At 39.0% G+C, this 18,387-nt stretch carries 19 protein-coding genes; 4 read left to right on the forward strand and 15 right to left on the reverse strand.

Annotated features, from left to right (window positions below):
• Positions 1 to 14: 14 nt before the first annotated feature.
• The 3 genes from ACIQAA_RS00540 to ACIQAA_RS00550 are packed head-to-tail and all read right to left on the reverse strand — an operon-like array spanning position 15 to position 2,707.
• Positions 15 to 680, reverse strand: coding sequence for a 3-oxoacid CoA-transferase subunit B (locus ACIQAA_RS00540; protein ID WP_402613598.1), 666 nt, complete (start codon positions 678 to 680; stop codon positions 15 to 17).
• Positions 665 to 1,357 carry a CoA transferase subunit A gene (locus tag ACIQAA_RS00545; protein WP_402613600.1) on the reverse strand — a complete coding sequence of 231 codons (693 nt, stop codon included), beginning with the start codon at positions 1,355 to 1,357 and terminating at the stop codon, positions 665 to 667. Before ACIQAA_RS00545 ends, ACIQAA_RS00540 begins: the two co-directional genes overlap by 16 nt.
• On the reverse strand, positions 1,358 to 2,707 hold the full coding sequence (locus tag ACIQAA_RS00550) for an aspartate aminotransferase family protein (protein WP_402613602.1): 1,350 nt from the start codon (positions 2,705 to 2,707) through the stop codon (positions 1,358 to 1,360). It lies immediately after the preceding gene.
• A gap of 143 nt (positions 2,708 to 2,850) precedes the next feature.
• Between ACIQAA_RS00550 and ACIQAA_RS00555 the strand changes: the two genes are divergently transcribed.
• Positions 2,851 to 4,215, forward strand: coding sequence for a TrkH family potassium uptake protein (locus ACIQAA_RS00555; RefSeq protein WP_402613604.1), 1,365 nt, complete (start codon positions 2,851 to 2,853; stop codon positions 4,213 to 4,215).
• 24 nt (positions 4,216 to 4,239) lie between these two features.
• Here ACIQAA_RS00555 and ACIQAA_RS00560 read toward each other — a convergent pair whose 3' ends face one another.
• The 3 genes from ACIQAA_RS00560 to ACIQAA_RS00570 form a co-directional block, all read right to left on the reverse strand.
• Positions 4,240 to 5,214, reverse strand: a complete 975-nt coding sequence (locus ACIQAA_RS00560; RefSeq protein WP_402613606.1) for a S66 family peptidase — start codon at positions 5,212 to 5,214, stop codon at positions 4,240 to 4,242.
• Between the two features lie 157 nt (positions 5,215 to 5,371).
• The gene (locus tag ACIQAA_RS00565) at positions 5,372 to 6,838 is read right to left on the reverse strand and encodes an NAD(P)/FAD-dependent oxidoreductase (RefSeq protein ID WP_402613608.1); all 1,467 of its coding nucleotides are present in this window, start codon (positions 6,836 to 6,838) and stop codon (positions 5,372 to 5,374) included.
• Positions 6,839 to 7,016: 178 nt separating this feature from the next.
• Positions 7,017 to 7,169 carry a YjcZ family sporulation protein gene (locus tag ACIQAA_RS00570; protein ID WP_402613610.1) on the reverse strand — a complete coding sequence of 51 codons (153 nt, stop codon included), beginning with the start codon at positions 7,167 to 7,169 and terminating at the stop codon, positions 7,017 to 7,019.
• Between the two features lie 119 nt (positions 7,170 to 7,288).
• On the opposite strand from ACIQAA_RS00570, the gene ACIQAA_RS00575 reads away from it, so the two are divergent.
• The gene (locus ACIQAA_RS00575) at positions 7,289 to 7,879 is read left to right on the forward strand and encodes a DUF502 domain-containing protein (RefSeq protein ID WP_402615549.1); all 591 of its coding nucleotides are present in this window, start codon (positions 7,289 to 7,291) and stop codon (positions 7,877 to 7,879) included.
• Between the two features lie 98 nt (positions 7,880 to 7,977).
• Here the strand turns inward: ACIQAA_RS00575 and msrB are convergent, their stop codons facing one another.
• From msrB to rsgA, 3 genes are all read right to left on the reverse strand, one after another.
• Complete coding sequence (msrB, locus tag ACIQAA_RS00580) at positions 7,978 to 8,412, reverse strand: peptide-methionine (R)-S-oxide reductase MsrB (RefSeq protein WP_402613612.1); 435 nt, start codon at positions 8,410 to 8,412, stop codon at positions 7,978 to 7,980.
• Positions 8,402 to 8,944, reverse strand: coding sequence for a peptide-methionine (S)-S-oxide reductase MsrA (gene msrA, locus ACIQAA_RS00585; RefSeq protein ID WP_402613614.1), 543 nt, complete (start codon positions 8,942 to 8,944; stop codon positions 8,402 to 8,404). The genes msrB and msrA overlap by 11 nt, the downstream gene beginning before the upstream one ends.
• Positions 8,945 to 9,164: 220 nt before the next feature.
• The gene (rsgA, locus tag ACIQAA_RS00590; protein WP_402613617.1) at positions 9,165 to 10,235 is read right to left on the reverse strand and encodes a ribosome small subunit-dependent GTPase A; all 1,071 of its coding nucleotides are present in this window, start codon (positions 10,233 to 10,235) and stop codon (positions 9,165 to 9,167) included.
• Between the two features lie 305 nt (positions 10,236 to 10,540).
• Between rsgA and ACIQAA_RS00595 the strand changes: the two genes are divergently transcribed.
• The gene (locus ACIQAA_RS00595; RefSeq protein WP_402613619.1) at positions 10,541 to 11,287 is read left to right on the forward strand and encodes a DUF4397 domain-containing protein; all 747 of its coding nucleotides are present in this window, start codon (positions 10,541 to 10,543) and stop codon (positions 11,285 to 11,287) included.
• A gap of 30 nt (positions 11,288 to 11,317) precedes the next feature.
• Here the strand turns inward: ACIQAA_RS00595 and ACIQAA_RS00600 are convergent, their stop codons facing one another.
• The 6 genes from ACIQAA_RS00600 to ACIQAA_RS00625 form a co-directional block, all read right to left on the reverse strand.
• On the reverse strand, positions 11,318 to 11,896 hold the full coding sequence (locus ACIQAA_RS00600) for a YpmS family protein (RefSeq protein ID WP_402613621.1): 579 nt from the start codon (positions 11,894 to 11,896) through the stop codon (positions 11,318 to 11,320).
• 6 nt (positions 11,897 to 11,902) lie between these two features.
• Positions 11,903 to 12,727 (reverse strand): SGNH/GDSL hydrolase family protein, encoded by an 825-nt coding sequence (locus tag ACIQAA_RS00605; protein WP_402613623.1) that lies wholly within the window; start codon positions 12,725 to 12,727, stop codon positions 11,903 to 11,905.
• Between the two features lie 107 nt (positions 12,728 to 12,834).
• Positions 12,835 to 13,383 (reverse strand): SCO family protein, encoded by a 549-nt coding sequence (locus ACIQAA_RS00610; RefSeq protein ID WP_402615552.1) that lies wholly within the window; start codon positions 13,381 to 13,383, stop codon positions 12,835 to 12,837.
• Positions 13,384 to 13,485: 102 nt separating this feature from the next.
• Complete coding sequence (locus tag ACIQAA_RS00615; protein ID WP_402613625.1) at positions 13,486 to 14,646, reverse strand: Ger(x)C family spore germination protein; 1,161 nt, start codon at positions 14,644 to 14,646, stop codon at positions 13,486 to 13,488.
• Positions 14,630 to 15,751 (reverse strand): GerAB/ArcD/ProY family transporter, encoded by a 1,122-nt coding sequence (locus tag ACIQAA_RS00620; RefSeq protein WP_402613627.1) that lies wholly within the window; start codon positions 15,749 to 15,751, stop codon positions 14,630 to 14,632. The genes ACIQAA_RS00615 and ACIQAA_RS00620 overlap by 17 nt, the downstream gene beginning before the upstream one ends.
• Positions 15,752 to 15,762: 11 nt before the next feature.
• On the reverse strand, positions 15,763 to 17,280 hold the full coding sequence (locus tag ACIQAA_RS00625) for a spore germination protein (RefSeq protein WP_402613629.1): 1,518 nt from the start codon (positions 17,278 to 17,280) through the stop codon (positions 15,763 to 15,765).
• 203 nt (positions 17,281 to 17,483) lie between these two features.
• Between ACIQAA_RS00625 and ACIQAA_RS00630 the strand changes: the two genes are divergently transcribed.
• Positions 17,484 to 18,371 carry an MBL fold metallo-hydrolase gene (locus ACIQAA_RS00630; RefSeq protein WP_402613631.1) on the forward strand — a complete coding sequence of 296 codons (888 nt, stop codon included), beginning with the start codon at positions 17,484 to 17,486 and terminating at the stop codon, positions 18,369 to 18,371.
• The last annotated feature ends 16 nt before the right edge of the window (positions 18,372 to 18,387 follow it).

Here is an 18,387-nt window from a genome sequence, read left to right on the forward strand (position 1 = left end):
AAGAATGGGTGAGATTAATAGGTTATTTTTCGGATCGTATCACTTACCGTAAAATCACACTCAGTCTTATTGGCGACTATCTGCAAATCGTATGGCGCGAACAATTCTGTTAACAGTAATCCTTCAGGAGCCACCTTGAATACTGCCAATTCTGTTATGATCATATCCACACAAGCAGCAGAGGTTAGCGGTAACGTGCAAGACGTGACAATTTTCGGATTTCCTGCCTTATCACAATGATTCATTAAGACAATTACTTTTCTTGCTTTTTGGGCCAGTTCCATGGCACCGCCCATTCCAGGGACTTTTTTTCCAGGAACAATCCAGTTAGCCAAGTCCCCCTGTGCGCTGACTTGAAGGGAACCCAAAATCGTGATATCCACCCGTCCGCGTCGTATCATCCCAAATGCCACAGCGCTATCACAATAAGAACCACCTGAATTCAAGGTAACCGGAAAGCCGCCGGCATTACATAAATTCTCATCTTCCTTCCCTTTTTCTGGGCTTGGTCCCATTCCTGTAATCCCATTTTCAGCATGGAACATGACCATCATGTTCTTCGGTAAATGGTTGGGAACTAATGAAGGAATTCCAATACCAAGGTTTACCACCATTCCATTACGGATTTCTTCTGCTGCTCTTCTTGCAATAGTATTGCGAAAATCTACTCCCAAGCCCATTTCCAGTTCACTCCCTTCGAAGGAATAATATGGTCGACGAACACACCAGGAGTAATAATCTCATCAGGGTCAAGGCTTCCGAGCGGAACGATTTCCTCTACCTCTGCAATGGTAATATCTCCTGCCATTGCCACAAGTGGATTCGTATTCCGAGCACTTTTGTCATAAATTAAATTTCCATAGGGGTCTGCTTTTTTAGCATAAACGATTGATACTTCTGCGGTTAAAGCTGTTTCAATTAAGTAGTCCTTCCCGTTGAGGAGAAAATGGGGCTTATTTTTTGATACGAGTTCATTGTCCATTCCAATATCACTTAGAATTGCTGGTAGACCGACTCCTCCAGCACGAATCCTTTCTGCTAATATCCCTTGCGGCGAAAATTCTACCTCAAGCCTTCCTTCATGCATGAGTTTACCGGCAATTGGATTGGAACCAATATGCGAGGCAATCACCTTTACTGCCCTTTCCTGACTCACTAGTTTTCCAATGCCGATATGTGGAAATCCAGTATCATTTCCAATTAATGTGATGTCCCGTATCCCTTTTTCGAGGATTCCATCAATCAGTGATGGCGGGGTTCCAACACCGCCAAATCCACCAAACATTAACGTCATTCCGTTATGGAAGAGTTCCAAAACCTTTTCTAAAGTTGTAACTTTTCCAAATGGGTTCTCCATCTAAACACCACCACCCGACTTCATTTGCTTTGAAAAACCTTCAAACGTTTCTGCTAACAGGGAAACTAATTCTTCTATTTCACTTTTCGTAATCGTTAATGGCGGCGAAACGATAATTGAGTCACCATTTACCCCATCAATACCGGCCCCTGCCGGATAAACGAGCAGCCCTTTTTCTTTTGCAAGAGCAATCATGGTTTGGGTGATTTGTGCAATTCGAGGAAAAGGAGTTTTATTGGCGGAATCCTCGACAAATTCAATTCCAAGCAATAAGCCTTTCCCCCTAATATCACCGATAAAGGAATATTGATTTTTTAATGGGAGCAGGAGATTCATTAGGTATTCTCCCTTTGATTCTACCTCACTGACAATCTTGTTTTTTTCTAAATATTCCAGTACGGCAAGAGAAACGGCGCAGGATTGTGGATTTGCACTTAAGGTATGTCCGCTCATCACTACTTTTGTCCCCGCTAAAATGGGCTCAATGACCTTTTCACTTGCAAGTGCCGCTGCTATTGGAGCATAACCTGCACCCATCCCTTTACCTAATGCCACAATATCTGGAATAACTTCATATTGTTCCATTGCAAGCATTGATCCCGTTCGACCAAAACCTGTCATAACCTCATCCGCAATAAAAAGGATGTCATTTTCATCACAGATTTTTTTGATTACTTTAAAATAATCCTTAGGAGCTGCAATAGCACCGCCGGCGGCTCCGATTACTGGTTCTGCGATAAAGGCCGCAATATGCTCCGCACCAATGCGTTTGATTGCATGTTCAAGCTCCTGTGCACAAAGAAATCCACAGGAAGGTGCCTCAAGGCCGTAGGGGCAGCGGTAGCAGTAAGGGGGATTGACTACTGGAAAATCTTCGAGCAGCGGAACAAATCGCGCTCTTCTTCCTGTGTGCCCGGACAAAGAAAGTGCACCTAAAGTGATTCCATGATAGCTGACCCACCTTGATAACACCTTCGTTTTGGTTTGTATGCCTTTTTCCTGCCAATATTGAATGGCCATTTTCATTGCCGTTTCGACCGCTTCAGAACCGCTATTAACAAAGAAGCACCAATTTAGGTCTCCTGGAGTTAGGGATGAAATTTTCTCAGCCAGTTTTTCGGCTGCTTCACTTGTAAATTGAGAGCGGTAAACAAATGATATCTTTTTTGCCTGTTCCTGCATCGCTTCGAGGATTTCGGATACTCCGTGGCCAATATTTGCGGTGACAGCGCCTGAGGCACCATCAAGATATTTCTTTCCTTCCCGATCATACAAATAAACCCCTTTGCCGTAGTCAATCATCGGCAAAGTATCATCGAGTGATGGTTTTATTAGATACGTACGTTCCAACCTGACACCACTTCCCCTTTTAGTTCATTGTATGAGTGAAGATTTTAATACTTTCATCTTATTTATATTGTGAGAAAACTATCTTTTACTTTTCAGGGTAGTTCATATAGAATAACACTTAGATTTACATAAGGATGGATTAAATGAATAAATCGAATAAGCCAGTATCTAAAAAGAGAGTTTTATCAACGATTCAATTAATTGTAATTTTTTACTTATCTGCTTTAATTATTTCGACATTGCTTTTGTTAATACCATGGGCACATCATGAAAATGCATCCATTAGTTTTATTGACGCTTTATTTACGTCTGCTAGTGCTGTCAGTGTAACTGGCCTAAGTGTCATCTCAATAAAAGATACCTTTAATAATTTGGGAATATTTCTGTTGTGTATCATCCTCCAAATAGGTGGATTAGGTGTGATGTCACTGAGTACCTTTCTTTGGATTATGATAGGAAAAAAGGTAGGATTAAAGGAACGCCAGCTGATCATGGTGGACCAAAACCAATCCAACTTATCTGGTTTGGTGCAGCTGGCAAAACGGATTTTCATTACCATCATTTCATTTGAAATTATTGGCGGGATCATTTTAGGTATACGTTTCTTGAAATACTTCGACAGCACCTCAGCTGCTTTTAAACATGGATTTTTTGGTTCCATTAGTGCCACGACAAATGCAGGCTTTGATATTACGGGTGGATCATTAATACCTTTTAGTGATGACTACTTTGTTCAAACGGTAATTATTTTGTTAATGATTATTGGAGCGATTGGATTCCCCGTTATCGTTGAGGTTTATGAATACTTTTTAAGTTTAAAAAGTAAAAGAAGATATCATTTCACTTTATTTACAAAATTAACTACGGCAACATTTGTCATCTTAACCATTGTCGGCGGCATTATTATTTATTTACTCGATAGTTATCATTTTTTTGCCGATAAATCCTGGCATGCTGCCTTCTTCTACTCCCTATTTAATTCTGCCACGACCAAAAGTGCAGGGTTGGCTACGATGGATTTGAATGAATTTACAACGAGCAATCAAATTTTCATGTCGGTATTAATGTTTATCGGCGGTTCTCCGAGCAGCGCCAGCGGTGGGATCAGAACCACTACATTTGCCATTGTTTTACTCGCTATTTTCTTTTATGCAAGGGGAAAAGGGTCAATTAAAGTATTTAGAAGAGAACTGCATACGGAGGATGTGATTAAATCCTTTATCGTGATATCAACTGCGGCCACCCTCTGTTTAGTCTCGATATTAATCCTATCCATTACGGAAAAAGGTACCTTGATCCAGGTGGTGTTTGAAGTAACATCTGCGTTCGGAACAAATGGGTTATCAATGGGCTTGACACCGATATTAACGACATTCGGGAAAATCCTCATTATCTTTTTGATGTTTATCGGAAGATTGGGAATTGTAACTTGCTTGTTGATTTTAAGAGGTAAAGATAATAGCCAGGAGAAAATTCATTATCCAAAAGAAAAAGTTACGATTGGTTAAAGGGGGATTTCGGTCCCCCTTTTGTTATGCGTTTATGGTAATAGTAGTGGTTGTTCCTTTAGCTGAAATCCCTGCATTTGCTCCCATTGGGATAGTGGCAATAGGCTGGGCATGCCCGAAATTAACATTCGCGATTACTGGAATATTTCGAAGTTCTGTTTTTGTGGCGATGACTCTCTTTATCGCGGAATCCGTTACGTTTGAATCCTTCTGAAACCTGCCAATGAGAATTCCTCTTATACTGGCTGCATTAGGCAGCTGAAGCAGTGATTGAAGCACGCGGTCAAAAGAGTGAATATGTGCTTCATTATCCTCTTCGATAAAAAGAATACAATCCTTTAGTGACGGCATGTATTCTGTCCCCTGCAATAGGTGCAGCGTACTTAAATTCCCACCAATCAGTTTCCCTTCTGCTTTGCCTTCATGGATGACCAAATAGTTTTCCTGTTCTATGAAGGTACGTTCCTCCTGATCTAGATACCACTTATCATCACTCCATACAGGTGAAGGATTCACCTCATATGGTGCATCATTGGTTACAGCTTCTAAGAACGATTGAAGCGTATAGTCTATGCCATATTTCACACCAAACGTTGAGAACAACGGTCCCGAATAGGTGATTAAACCTGTTTTTTGATAGATTGCAGCATTTAATGCTGTTATGTCGCTGTAGCCACAAAACACTTTAGGATTTTTTTGGATTAAATCGTAATCTATGTAGTTTAATAACTGGTTTGCATGATAGCCGCCGAGTGCTGTTAAAATCCCTTTCACATTTGGATCTCGGAAGGCTTCGTGTAAATCTTCAATCCTTTGTTCGATCGAAGTCGTGAAGAATTCATCGTGATCCTCCACATGTTTCGCAAACGTGACGGTAAAACCCAGCTGGTTTAACCGCTGAGTCGCGAGTTCCACTTGCTTCCCTTTGATGACCGCCATACTCGTAGATGGCGCAATCACCCTAATTTCATCCCCGGGAGATAATCGATTTGGCAGCATAATATATGTGTCCTCCTTTTTTTAAATAGTTTACTACAAAAATGCGGGATATGGGGACAGCCCGATATATTTGCTTTAACGCGGATAAAAATTAATTATCGCGGATATCTGCTTTCGCACCCCCAAAACAAAAAGAAAACCCGCTATTTTAGCGGGTTTATGCCATAACAACTTCCTTCTTTCGTTCTGTTGTTGCTTTTTTGATGATGTCTCTGGCAATCCAGACACCGCATGCGCTTGCTTGGGCAAGTCCGCGGGTAATTCCTGCGCCGTCGCCGCCAACGTATAAACCACTGATTTCTGATTCAAACTTGTCATTGAGTTTTGGTCTCGCAGAATAGAATTTCGCTTCCACTCCGTAGAACAATGTGTGTTCTGAAGCTAATCCTGGCGTAACTTGATTTAATGCTTCGGTCATCTCAATTAAACTCTTAAGTGTATTATATGGAAGTACTAGACCAAGATCCCCTGGAACCGCCTCTTTTAGTGTCGGTTCTATGAATCCCTCTTTAATTCTTCTTTCTGTTGAACGGCGTCCTTTTAAAATATCTCCATACTTTTGAACGATTAGACCGCCATTTGAAAGAGCATTCGCAAGTCGTGAAACTTCGTGTGCATATTCAGTCGGTTTATCAAAAGGCTCTGAAAATGTATGTGATACAAGCAAAGCGAAATTGGTATTCGGGCTTCCCAGCTTCGGATCCTTGTATGCATGCCCATTGGCAAGCATGATACCTGAATGATTTTCAACGACAACATGGCCTGAAGGATTGCTGCAGAACGTACGCACTCTTGTTCCAACGGATGTATTGAAAACAAATTTTCCTTCATATAAATTCTCATTGATTTCCTGCATAACGATGTCGGACGTTTCCACGCGAACGCCGATATCTACTTGGTTGCTGGTCATTTTTAGACGGCGTGCCTTTAATACTTCAGTCAGCCATTTCGAACCATCACGTCCAGGAGTAATGACAACCTTATCTGCAAAAAGGTCTTTGTCACCTTTCAGTTTGATCCCTTTTACAACATGCCCTTCAGGTGTTTTTTCAGTGATTAAATCCTGTACTTCTGTTTTGAAAGACATCTCAATTTTATCGTTTAAGTATTCAAAGATACTTTTCATAATTTCTAAGTTTTGCTCTGTTCCAAGGTGACGAACTTGAGCACGTAATAATTTTAAACCAGCTGCAAATCCGCGGCGCTCGATATCCTTAACCTTATCTGTTAGTGGATCTGTAATACTGTCGGTTGCACCATGCTTCAAGTTAATTTCATCCACATATTTAATCAAATCGACAACTTGAGAATCTGGGAGATAGTCAGTCATCCATCCGCCAAATTCACTCGTGATATTAAACTTTCCATCAGAGTACGCCCCTGCACCACCGAATCCGCTTGTAATCGAACACGCCGGCAAACATCCTGCATACTCTTTCCTGCCCGCTGCTGGAGGACATTTCTCAATTTTATTTTGTAATATTGGACAATTTCTCCGATAAATATCATGCCCCTTGTCCACTAACAGCACCTTTGCGTTCGGCATTTTTAGTGTAAGTTCATAACAGGTAAAAATCCCCGCTGGGCCTGCACCCACTACTATAACATCATATCTATTTTCCATTGTCCAAAACCTCCAAGACGTATTTGCTTAACCCTTGGTAAATATATCAAAGATATTTCTATCCGTCAACAATAAAAACGAACTATTTATAAATTTAAAACATCATTGTTCGTGTTTTGCTTGTTTTTAGAAAATAACAAAAAAAAAGACTCAGGACTTTTACCTGAGTCTTTTAGGTTCAGCAATAGCTAGCACCGATGATGATTAATAAAATAAACAACACCACAATTAATACGAAAGTGCCATAGCCGAATCCGCATCCACCTACTTGTGCTGGAAAGCCATAACCACAGCAATCTTGACCAAAACCATGACCATATTGTCCGTACATACCTATTCACTCCTTGAGTTTTTGTCTGTTAACACTCTTAATTTATGTAATAGGTACTTGACCTGTCTGTGCATTCGCCTATATTATGAGAATCAATGAAGAAAATGTAGGTGATGAATTTGAAAACTCTCTTGAAGAGCTTTGTTAACGGTATTTTGACCATTGTTCCCATTATTCTTGTAATCTTTGTTATTTACAAAACGTTTCTTTTTCTCGATGGACTGCTCGGAAATACATTAAGACCTTATCTTCAGGAAGATTACATTCCCGGTATCGGTTTGCTAACCACGATTGTATTAATCACCCTGCTAGGCTGGTTATCTACAAAGTTTATAACTGGCAGCATTATTAGACTGATTGATAAATGGCTGGAAAAAATTCCAGTTGTAAAAACAATCTACTCTGTTATAAAAGATACTGTTCAATCCTTTTTAGGTGAGAAGAAGTCTTTTTCAAAGGTGGCTCTTGTTGTCATTCCAGGAACCGAGATGAGGAGTATGGGGTTTATTACTTCCGAAGAGCTGGAGGATTTCTATAGCCCGCTTAAGGATCATGTGGCGGTCTACGTTCCACAAACATTTCAAGTTGCCGGATTTACCTTTTTAATCCCGAAAGAGCAAGTAGAAATTATTGACGTTAAACCCGAAGATGCCATGAAATTTATCCTTTCAGGTGGAATGACCTCCACTTCAAAAGCAAAAGGGAATTAAGAAAAATCCCCTCCAAGTATAAGTGTACCACCGACAATAACTATTGTGGTTTTTTTACACTGTCTACTTAAAGGGGATAATATCAAATCCGCGGCTTTTTAATTTTCGTCAAACAGCTTCTTATAGGCTCCATATCCTTCTTCATCAAGCTGATCTTTCGGAACAAAGCGTAAGGCTGCTGAATTAATGCAATATCTCAGTCCATTTGGACCTGGTCCATCATCGAAGACATGACCTAAATGAGAATCAGCGGTTTTACTTCTTACTTCTGTCCGAACCATAAAATGGCTATAATCTTCTTTTTCTACAACTTCTTCCTCTATAATCGGCTTGGTAAAACTCGGCCAGCCGCAGCCTGCATCGTATTTATCAAGAGAGCTAAATAACGGCTTTCCAGAAACGATATCTACATAAATGCCATCTCTCGTTTCATTCCAATATTCGTTGCGGAATGGAGGCTCTGTTCCGTTATTTTGGGTTACTTCATACTGCATCGGTGATAATTCTTTTTTCAGTTGTTCCTTATTTTTCATTCTTCTCCCCCCAATGTGATTTGATAAATCCTGCTCTCCCAGAGCCTACATGGTATCCTTCATAGTGCACTTTATTTTTCTTATAGTAATGCTGATGGTATTCTTCCGCTGGATAGAAAGGTTTCGCAGGAAGAATTGGCGTTACGATTGGTTTTGTGAAGCGGCCACTCTCCTGTAATGACTTCTTAGATTGTTCCGCGAGCTCTTTCTGTCTTTCATCATGATAAAAAATAGCTGTTTGATACGACTGGCCGCGGTCATAAAATTGACCGCCAGGATCAGTAGGGTCAATTTGCTGCCAATATAGTTCAAGCAGTTTTTCATATGGAAAAATTTCTGGATTAAAGGTAATTTGAACGGCTTCATAATGACCAGTTGACTCCGAACAAACCTGTTCATATGTAGGATTTTCAACATGCCCTCCGGTATATCCAGAAATAACACTAATAATACCCGGCTGCTCATCAAATGGCTTCACCATACACCAAAAACAGCCGCCGGCAAAAGTTGCCAGTTGTTTCGTTTCCTCCACAATTCCCACCCCTTTGGATTTTATTGCTATGACTATGAGTATACCGAATCTTTAACAAGAAATACAATTTGCTGTTTTTCGCCTCAAATAAATTATATCTACGTTAATTTCAATATATCTGCGTCAAATGGAATATATCTCCTTAAATTCAAAAATATCCGTGATTGGCCAATTTCCCAATTAAAAAGCCGAACCACTTCCCGGGTTCGGCTGCAATTCTCTATTTGATTTTCTTTTTTTGCCTTGACTGTTTGGTAATGTTTTTCCACTTTTTCTGTTCTTCGGTTTGCGCACGTTTGTCAGCTTTTCTTTCGATATAGGCGAGTTCTTTTTGGAGCTTGTTGTAGCTGGTTAAACGTCCTGCATCTAAGGTGCCTTCTTCAATGGCCTCTTGAACAGCACAGCCCGGCTCATCCTTATGCTTACAATCCCGGAATTTGCACATTTCACCTAATTCGTCGATATCAGAAAACGTTTCCGTTAAACCATCCGCACTTTCCCAAAGTTGTAATTCTCGCATTCCTGGGGTGTCAATTAACACGCTGCCATTTGGAAGCTGAATCAGTTCACGGTGAGTGGTGGTGTGGCGTCCTTTATCATCACCTTCACGAATTTCCTTGACGGCTTGCTTCTCATCACCCAGGAGCAAATTGGTCAAGGTTGATTTCCCCACCCCTGATGACCCCAATAATGCAATGGTTTTTCCAGGCTGTAAGTAAGCTTCAAGCTTTTCAATTCCGCTCTTTAACTCTGCACTAATCGCGATAACCGGAACACCGCCAAATGCGACCGCTTCGACTTCAGCAAGCTTTTCATCAATATTGTTACATAGGTCCGCCTTACTTAAGACAATAACAGGATTCGCTCCACTTTCCCATGTTAGCAGCAGATAACGTTCGATTCTTCTTAAGTTGAGATCGTCATTTAAAGAGTTTACAAGAAAAACAGTATCAACGTTTGCAGCAACGATTTGCTCTTCAGCTGTTCTCCCAGCCGATTTACGAGAAAATTTACTAAAGCGAGGCATGACTGAATAAATGGTTCCTTTGCCTTCATCAACACGCGGTTTCAAGATCACCCAATCTCCTACAGCAGGGTAATCCTCACGACTTAACGCTTCAAAGTTAAACTTACCAGAAACCTCACAAAGTAAATCTCCATGCTCCGTCCATACACGATACATATGTTTATGTTCCAAGGCCACCCGGCCAATAATCATCTCATTACTTTGTTTTAAAGATTGAAAGTCATTAATTATCTTTTCTGTCAATCCAATTGTATTTAAATTCATCCATCTTCCTCCAAAAATTGTAAAATAAAAAACCATAGGCAACACAGCCCATGGTTTTATTCACGAAGGAAAAATGGGTATAGATTCCCCTAAATGGTGAATCCGCGGGCTGTGCAAGGGATAATGAAATTAACGGCAATTAACGTATTTACATTTAACATTACACTTCACCCGCCTTCCGACTTATTTGTATTAAGTATATGACAACTATATCCATTTGTAAACAAAAAATCCAAATATAGACACCCACCTAAACATGCTTGAATAAATTAATTTGTAAAGAACGAAAGAAAGGAGCAAATGGTATGTCTGGAAATAGAAATCATTCTGATTATCTTCAACGGGCTGCAATGTATGATTTGCTGGCTCACAATTTTAAATACTCTAATCCAAATCTGCACATGCATTACTATCTGAAACATTTAAAATATATGAATAAAGCGATGATCATGCGTAACATCCAACAAAGCCAGGCCGAAGGCAGGGTCCGGTTCCTTCACACCTCACCTGATTCCCCCGATGTTGATATTTATATTAATGGGCAAATGCAAGTGAAACGCCTCCCATTCAGAGTGGCAAGCAACTATTTAGCATTAAAGCCTGGTAAGTATCACATTGATATTTACCCAACAGGAAATTCGGTCGATAGTGTTCTTAACAAGAGAATTACGGTTGAGCCTGGTAAATCATATACACTAGCTGCCATCGATTCTGTGAAAAAAATGCGCCTGCTTCCTTACCTAACTCAACCGGAAGTGCCACCAAACGAATCTAAAATACGTTTCCTGCATTTATCATCCGATACAGGTGTTCTGGATATTGCCGTTAAAGACCGAGATGTTGTCTTTCCAAACGTTTCATACAAACAGGCTACCGACTATTTAGGAATCATGCCGATGACCGTAGATTTAGAGGTGAGAGAGGCTGGAACGAAAAATGTGGTCCTCCCATTGCCAAAAGCACAGTTTCGTCCAAATGAAACCTATACTGTTGTATTGCTAGGTCTTTCAAATGGGGAACCTGCCTTTCAAGCAATGATTTTAAAAGATTAAAAAAAGGTGGTTCACATTATGTGAGCCACCTTATTCAACGGGTACCAGTATCGTAAAAGTAATATCATCTTCTATTAAATCAAATGTTTTTACTTTTATTCTAACATCACTTTTTAACTCTAATTGCTGCATGTTCACGTGGACAATTTTTTCATTAGGATGAATTTCTACACCATTTGGCAGCTTATAATTTTCTTTGATGAATCTCAGTACATAGGCAACAGGTAAATGCAGGCTCCCAACTGAGATTGACTTTTGCTTTAGAACCAAATCACCATTATCTAATGCCTCAGGTTCGAAGGTAAGTTTTAAATCTACTTCTTGACTGAAAAATTGTAAGGTTCCATACAACTCAACTTCATCCTGTAGCTGTACATTATATTTTATGGGGGAATCGGCCGCTTCCTTTTTAATATACTGGTTTATTAATACATTGAGGTCAGCCTTATTGGATTTAACCTCGAAAGAAACATTTTTGTTGTCCGGTAAAGTTTGTTGGATCCTGCCTTTTTCATCTGCCGGTATCATGATTAAAGATAAAAGAATAATAACAATAATGACAATGAATCCTAATAAAAGAAAGAATCCTGTTTTCCATTTATTTTTCATAGAAAGCTAATTCTCCTCTTTGCTGACCATATACGCTTTTTTAACGAGATCAGGTAGTGTTCGTTCTTCTAAAGTTTCGTTTAAACGCTCTGCAATCAATTCATACCCCTTATCGTTTGGATGGAAGTTATCCGTATGCAATAAACTTTCTGCTGGGTTTATAAATAAATCTTCAATCCCAACAAAATAGGCATTTGAATAATTCGAAACAACCCTTTGGCTTGCCTCGTTCCAATTCGAAACGATTTGGTCGAGCTCTTGTATATCAGAAAACCATTGTGAAAAAGGATTGTATACTCCAACCAAAACAATATAGGCTTCGGGATTCACTCGAATAATCGAATTCATGATTTCAATCAAATGGTTAATGTATACTTCTCTTTCCTTTTCAAAAACGGATAGCTGAAGATTCGAGATATTATCCCTTACTACCTTCATAATGTCATTACCGCCAATTGTTAAAATCACCAAATCAGCAGCAGCCAGTGTTTCTTTCATGTCTTCTGTCTGCAGTCTCTTTAATAATTGCGGGGTACGATTACCTTTTACACCGAAGTTATAGAAATCAACTTCCTTAATTCCCTTTTCTTCCTCGAGCAAAGTTCTTAAGTAAGGCAGGTATCCTCCAGTTTTTGTACTATCGCCTACACCTTCTGTTAATGAGTCCCCAGCGGAAATAATCTTTAGTTCCTTTGGGACAAAATCGGCAGGAATCTCTTCGTAAACAACGGCCGAAGCCGTCCGCTCCTTATGCAATTCCAACCGATCGGATTGACTGCAAGAACTTAAGAAAAATGTCGAAAGAATGAGAAGGGTGAAAACTTTTTTCATTCGATTCACCACCTCTTACTAATGATATTATAACAGAACAAAATTAATACAAAACAAGCTAGTACAATATCCTATTCATTTCCAAAAAAATAGACCCGGAAAAAGGTCTATTGTAATGATTTTATATCACTAATCATTTCATCATATGGTACTTCCTCGTACCCATCGTAAATTTTCTTAACCTTTTCATCTGGTCCCACCAAGAAAAAATAAGTCTGATGAATAACCTGGTCACCTTCTTGTGGTTTTTTCACTAAGGTTTTGAATGTTTCTCTCGCATAAGTCTCAATAAATTCCTGTGAATAGCCTGTTAAAAAAGTCCAATTATCATCCTTCAGCCCGAAGTTCTTCGCATATTCTGTTAGTTTTTCAGGTGTATCGACAGTGGGGTCGACACTAAATGATACGAACTCTACATTTTCCAACTTTTCGTCATCGACCAATTTTTGCAGCTTGGTCATATTAGCCGTCATTGGAGGACAAACATCAGCGCAATTAGTGAAAATAAAGTCAGCAACCCATATTTTTCCGTCTAAATTCTTCTTTTCAAATGGTTTATTGTCTTGTGTGACAGCAGTAAAATCATTTACTGGGTAATCGAGCGGATTCTCAATTCCTTTTTGTCCACAAGCAGTCAACATAAACAAACTAATCATTAAAATGAACAAAAATCGTTTTTTCAATATAATCACCCACAGCCTTCTTATCTTGTGATTAGTGTAACAAAGAATCACAAAAGAAGAAAGAAAACAGCTTTTTTAATCCATTGTACCTGTTCTGGAAATCGTATTATTTACTTGAACATCAAATTTAGCATTCTTATATAATTCTTTCCATTCCTTTTGTGAAATGATCTTTCCTCGGACATGAGCCATATACTCATTTCCTATTCCAACTGGGTCCACTTGATTTTTTTGGAAGAATAGCAGGAGTTTTTTAATTTGATTTTCCATCTCTTTATTTACTTTTTTCTCTATAAACTTCATGTTACCTGGTTCACTTAATTCTAAATAATTTGTGGTTTCCAGCAATCTAGAATCCATTTCTACCTCAACTTTAAAACGAAGATTCTTTTTGTCCACTAAGTTTATTTTTGTATTACTGCGCAAAGTATCTAGACTTATAAATAATTTGTTATATACTTCTCCAAAATTCCTACCACCCTGTGTGTTGATTATTTTCGTAAATTCGTCGCGGTCAAATTCTAATTCCTTGGATCCTGTTCGATATTCATCTGTTAACAGTTTTAAATAAAAGAGCTTATCATTACTTAATTTTGCTGCCATTTTGTCATCATTGAATAACGCAACCCCTGAAATCGCTACCTTGTCTTTCTTTACTTTTAATATTGGCAGCACCGGATCCTGTCCGTAATCAAAAAATTTATGATTAAATTCATGAAGGGTCGGAGAGATGAGAAGTTCCCTTTCCACATTTTGTCTAATTAAATTATATAAATAGGTTCCTATATTTACCTTTATTTTCTTCTCGTTCATACTAATGATGGAAACAGCATCCTCATCAGCAATCGTTAAATAAACCATATTCCCAACCGTCGGATCACGATTAAGAGCATTTACGAGCTGAATAATTCCTTTTTCCGCCAATTCCTTACTGTAGATAACACACCTAAGCTGACCCATTTCAAGTCTTTGGTCGGTTGCAAGATTTTCCTCTGCTCTTAAAGTTTGGAGTGTATTCGCGTCTGCTGAAATCAGGTTGGTCATAACTTTGGCCATCGGATCAAATTTTGTTACTGCAACTGTCCCCGTAATCTCATTTTCCTTCTTTAAATCAAATCCAATTGCTGTTATGAGTCCCAATCTTTCCAATTGCTTCGTTTCTACTCCACAGCTTGTTAGTAAAAAGAAAGAACTAACCCCAATCACCATTTGCAGCCATTTACGACGTTTCTGCATGCTTACTCTCCCTCCTTTTAAACCATTTTTTTATGAATACAATAATAGCAAGAAGGACTGGATAGCAAAACGCAAGGTAAAAACCTGCCTTTGCCATTAAATCCGTAATCGTATTCATTTGGTATCTAGACTTAATAAAGAAGGTAGCTGCAAAGGTAACAATGGCAATAATCCAAACACCCCATTTTTGTTTTTTCCTTAAGATTCTAGAAAAACCCTTTGAGGCTGCCCAAAGATAAAAGCACATATTTGGCAAAATAATCAGCATCCAAAAAGAAACAGCTATAAATTCAAACCTTTCCAGGTTAGGTAGTCGAACGATTTTAAACATCGATAAAACCGGCCAGATTGTTTTTTCCAAGCTATTTGAAGCGAAGAATACAATAGAAATGAGCGTTGCAATAGTAAACATAATCGTTGTTAGCATATTCCCAATTTGAACAAATAACATTGCCTTTTGCTTTTCTTTCACAAAGGGATAAACAAACATGATGATTTCAAAACCCATCATGGAAAGTGTTGTACTGTGGGCACCCATTAATAATTGTTTCGTATTCGCATTCATAATTGGAAATAAATGAGTAAAATCACCGAATTGCAAGGGTACAAACATGACTACAGCAAGCCAAATGGTGCCGATAACAGATAGAAATGCAACTCCAACAACAACCCTTATGCCACCATAAACTGCATAAATAACCAACAAAATGAGAACAAGGGAAAGCTGCCAAGTTGGCAGAGTAGGGAATATCCACACTTGAACAATTTCAACGTAGTTCATTAATATGATAAAAAAAGTAAAGGTCATATAAATCATGTAGATAAAATTCAAAGAATGCCCTGCCCATTTTCCGAATACATCAACATGGATACCATATAAATCTGCACTGTCATATTGTTTAAGCATTTGGACCATAAATACCAAAACAACAGAAGTTACGATTCCCGCTAGGAAGACAGAAATCCAAGCGTCATGCTTTGCTTCTAAATAAACAACTCTAGGAAGCCCAGCCAATCCAACTCCAACCTGTACGCCGTGGATAATAAAAACGAGCATAAATGCATTAATCAATAATCCTTCTTTTGGATGTAAATTAATCTTCATTTTGTTCGCTCCTATTCATCTACATCCTTTTTTTGTTTTGCCTGCTTTTTAGGGAAGCGCTCCTGGTCTTCTGTTCGGTTGGTTAAGGGACGAAATGAAAGATATTGCGGTGGCAGCTTGAAAAAACTATATCCAATATCCTTTAATCTAATAGGGTAAACGGGTGTAAGATAAGGACCGCCAATTGTCTCCAATTTGAGTAAATGAATAATAAAAAAGCAAAAAGCAATCATGATTCCAATCCCTCCCCATAAGCCTGCCATTAATATGATTGGGAACCGAATAATTCGTATCGCAGTACCCATTAAATAACTTGGTGTCGTAAAGGATCCTAGAGCACTAAGACCAAGGATGATAATCAAGATATTGCTAGTAAATCCAGCCTCAACTGCTGCTTGCCCAATTACGATACCTCCTACAATACCCATTGTCTGACCCACTTTTGTCGGCAGCCTGGCCCCTGCCTCCCGTAATAATTCGATAACAAATTCGAGTAATAGTGCTTCCAAGACGGGTGGAAAGGGAACTCTCGCCCTTGATTCCCCCAACGACATTAACAATGGGGAGGGAATGACTTCATAGTGATACGTCAAAACAGCCACATAAGCAGGCGTAAGTAATACAGATAAAAAAGTAGCCACTAGCCGCAGCATCCGTAAAAATAAGCCCATGTTCCAACGCATATAAACATCTTCCGTTGATTCGAAAAAGGCGAAAAAGGATGTAGGACCATAGAGTGCATCAGGACTCCTGTCCAATAATACCGCCACTTTTCCTCTGTATAACGCTATTGATACACGATCAGGGAGTTCTGTAGTCATCAACTGCGGAAAAACGGTCCAGCTGTTGCTCTCAATATATTGACCTAGCACCGTAGAACCAGGGACATAATCCAAGGTGAGGTCCTGAACCCTCTGCCTAAACGTGTTTATTATTTCCTCATCAGCAATACCTTTTATATAAACAAGTTTCCCTTTTGTTTTTGACCTTTTACCAACTGTTAAGTCTTCCGTACATAAATCTTCATCCTTAATGTTGTTCCTCAATATATTTAGGTTACCTTGAAGTGATTCCGTAAAAGAAATCTTCGGACCATAAACAAGTGATTCTGTTTCAGCTTTTTCAAGACCACGTACAAGATTGTTACTAACATCTGCTAGGATTCCATAGGGCTGCCCTTCCGCGTAAATATACACTTTTCCTTGGTTAATTCCCTCAACTACTTCACCTAACTGATTAACAGCAGTAATCGAGACCATCGGTAAAACCTTTGCAATCGCTTCACAAGTCCATTCTATTTCCTTATGGTTCATAATCGAACGGATTACGATATCATCGAGCCTTGTAGTATCAATTAAACTTTTCATCAAGCAGAAAATAAGTTTCTCCCCGTCTCTTTCCATTATCCTAAAGACAAGGTCAGAACCAACATTCAATTCGGTTTTAAGCTGCTCTTTTAATTCTTCCAAGTCTAAACTATGAGCTTTTGGCGTTTCTTCGTTTTTTTTCCCTGACAACCATTTGAACATAGGCAACACCTTTTTAATTCAATTTTTTTTAGCATTACCAAAAAAGCTATTTTTACCCAATAGCAAACTATTTTATATCGATTTTTCACCTAGATCCAGGTAAGAAGGTTTATGGAATGGAGAATATATGGTATTATGAATGAGTATTCATTCATAATGCAGAAAATTTTGAAAAAAGATTGTAGTAATGGAGTGGTGTTAAGTTGAGACGAATCGGTCCCATTATGATCATTGAAGGAGCTAATAATAGTAAGGTTCCCTTCTCAAGAAGTTTGTACATTAATAGTAAAGATAAGGTTCTGATTGATACGGGAGCAGATCCAGTTGAACTTCGTGCACTTGACGATCAATACGGAGTTGAATTGGTTGTTAATACCCATTACCATCCTGATCATACACTGCATAACCATTTGTTGCGAAATGCAGAAAAATGGATTAATCCACTTGAATTTGAAACCATTCAATCAATCGAAGGAATTGCCAGAGGGAACGGGGTATACCAGGAATGGGGTACCGAGGGTGTAGAAGCATTGAGGAAGCACCTGCCAAAGGAATGGGTGCAAAACCTCGGAGAGATTTCTGGAACTTATCAATATGAAGAAGAATACAACTTTAGCGGTGTAAAGGTAAACTTTCTACATACACCTGGACACACAAAAGGATACACCTCTCCCTACTTTCCGGAATTAGGTGTAGTTTACGTCGGAGATTTCGATATGACATCGTTTGGACCATGGTACTTCGGAACCGATGGGGATATAGACGAGTTTTTTGCCTCAAGTACACAGCTGCTAGAACTGGATGCCGAAACCTATATCACAGGCCATCAAAAAGGGGTTTTTACTAAACAGGAATTTACAGAGGCAATGGGGAAATTTTTAGCGATTATTGAAAAACGTGATGAAGTCATTGAAAAACATGTTCGAGAGGGGATGAACTTCGAAGAACTCACCAACATCGGAATCTTCTATCCGAAAAAAATGCTGGAAGTTCTAATCCTTAGGACATGGGAACGAAGTGGAATTCGCAAACACTTGCAGCGACTTGGGTATAATGTGCAGGGATCTGAAATTCAGTTTGTCAACAAATAAGGATGGAGCTACTGCC

The sequence above is a fragment of the Neobacillus sp. NPDC093182 genome (assembly GCF_044754045.1).

Coding starts and splice junctions, on each gene's coding strand:
- ACIQAA_RS00595 (WP_402613619.1), top strand. CDS start 10,541: ATGTCTGGAAATAGAAATCATTCTGATTATCTTCAACGGGCTGCAATG.
- ACIQAA_RS00555 (WP_402613604.1), top strand. CDS start 2,851: ATGAATAAATCGAATAAGCCAGTATCTAAAAAGAGAGTTTTATCAACG.
- msrB (WP_402613612.1), bottom strand. CDS start 8,412: ATGAAAAATAAGGAACAACTGAAAAAAGAATTATCACCGATGCAGTAT.
- ACIQAA_RS00600 (WP_402613621.1), bottom strand. CDS start 11,896: ATGAAAAATAAATGGAAAACAGGATTCTTTCTTTTATTAGGATTCATT.
- ACIQAA_RS00545 (WP_402613600.1), bottom strand. CDS start 1,357: ATGGAGAACCCATTTGGAAAAGTTACAACTTTAGAAAAGGTTTTGGAA.
- ACIQAA_RS00560 (WP_402613606.1), bottom strand. CDS start 5,214: ATGCTGCCAAATCGATTATCTCCCGGGGATGAAATTAGGGTGATTGCG.
- rsgA (WP_402613617.1), bottom strand. CDS start 10,235: ATGAATTTAAATACAATTGGATTGACAGAAAAGATAATTAATGACTTT.
- ACIQAA_RS00570 (WP_402613610.1), bottom strand. CDS start 7,169: ATGTACGGACAATATGGTCATGGTTTTGGTCAAGATTGCTGTGGTTAT.
- ACIQAA_RS00610 (WP_402615552.1), bottom strand. CDS start 13,383: ATGATTAGTTTGTTTATGTTGACTGCTTGTGGACAAAAAGGAATTGAG.
- ACIQAA_RS00540 (WP_402613598.1), bottom strand. CDS start 680: ATGGGCTTGGGAGTAGATTTTCGCAATACTATTGCAAGAAGAGCAGCA.
- ACIQAA_RS00605 (WP_402613623.1), bottom strand. CDS start 12,727: ATGAAAAAAGTTTTCACCCTTCTCATTCTTTCGACATTTTTCTTAAGT.
- ACIQAA_RS00625 (WP_402613629.1), bottom strand. CDS start 17,280: ATGTTCAAATGGTTGTCAGGGAAAAAAAACGAAGAAACGCCAAAAGCT.
- ACIQAA_RS00620 (WP_402613627.1), bottom strand. CDS start 15,751: ATGAAGATTAATTTACATCCAAAAGAAGGATTATTGATTAATGCATTT.
- ACIQAA_RS00565 (WP_402613608.1), bottom strand. CDS start 6,838: ATGGAAAATAGATATGATGTTATAGTAGTGGGTGCAGGCCCAGCGGGG.
- ACIQAA_RS00615 (WP_402613625.1), bottom strand. CDS start 14,646: ATGCAGAAACGTCGTAAATGGCTGCAAATGGTGATTGGGGTTAGTTCT.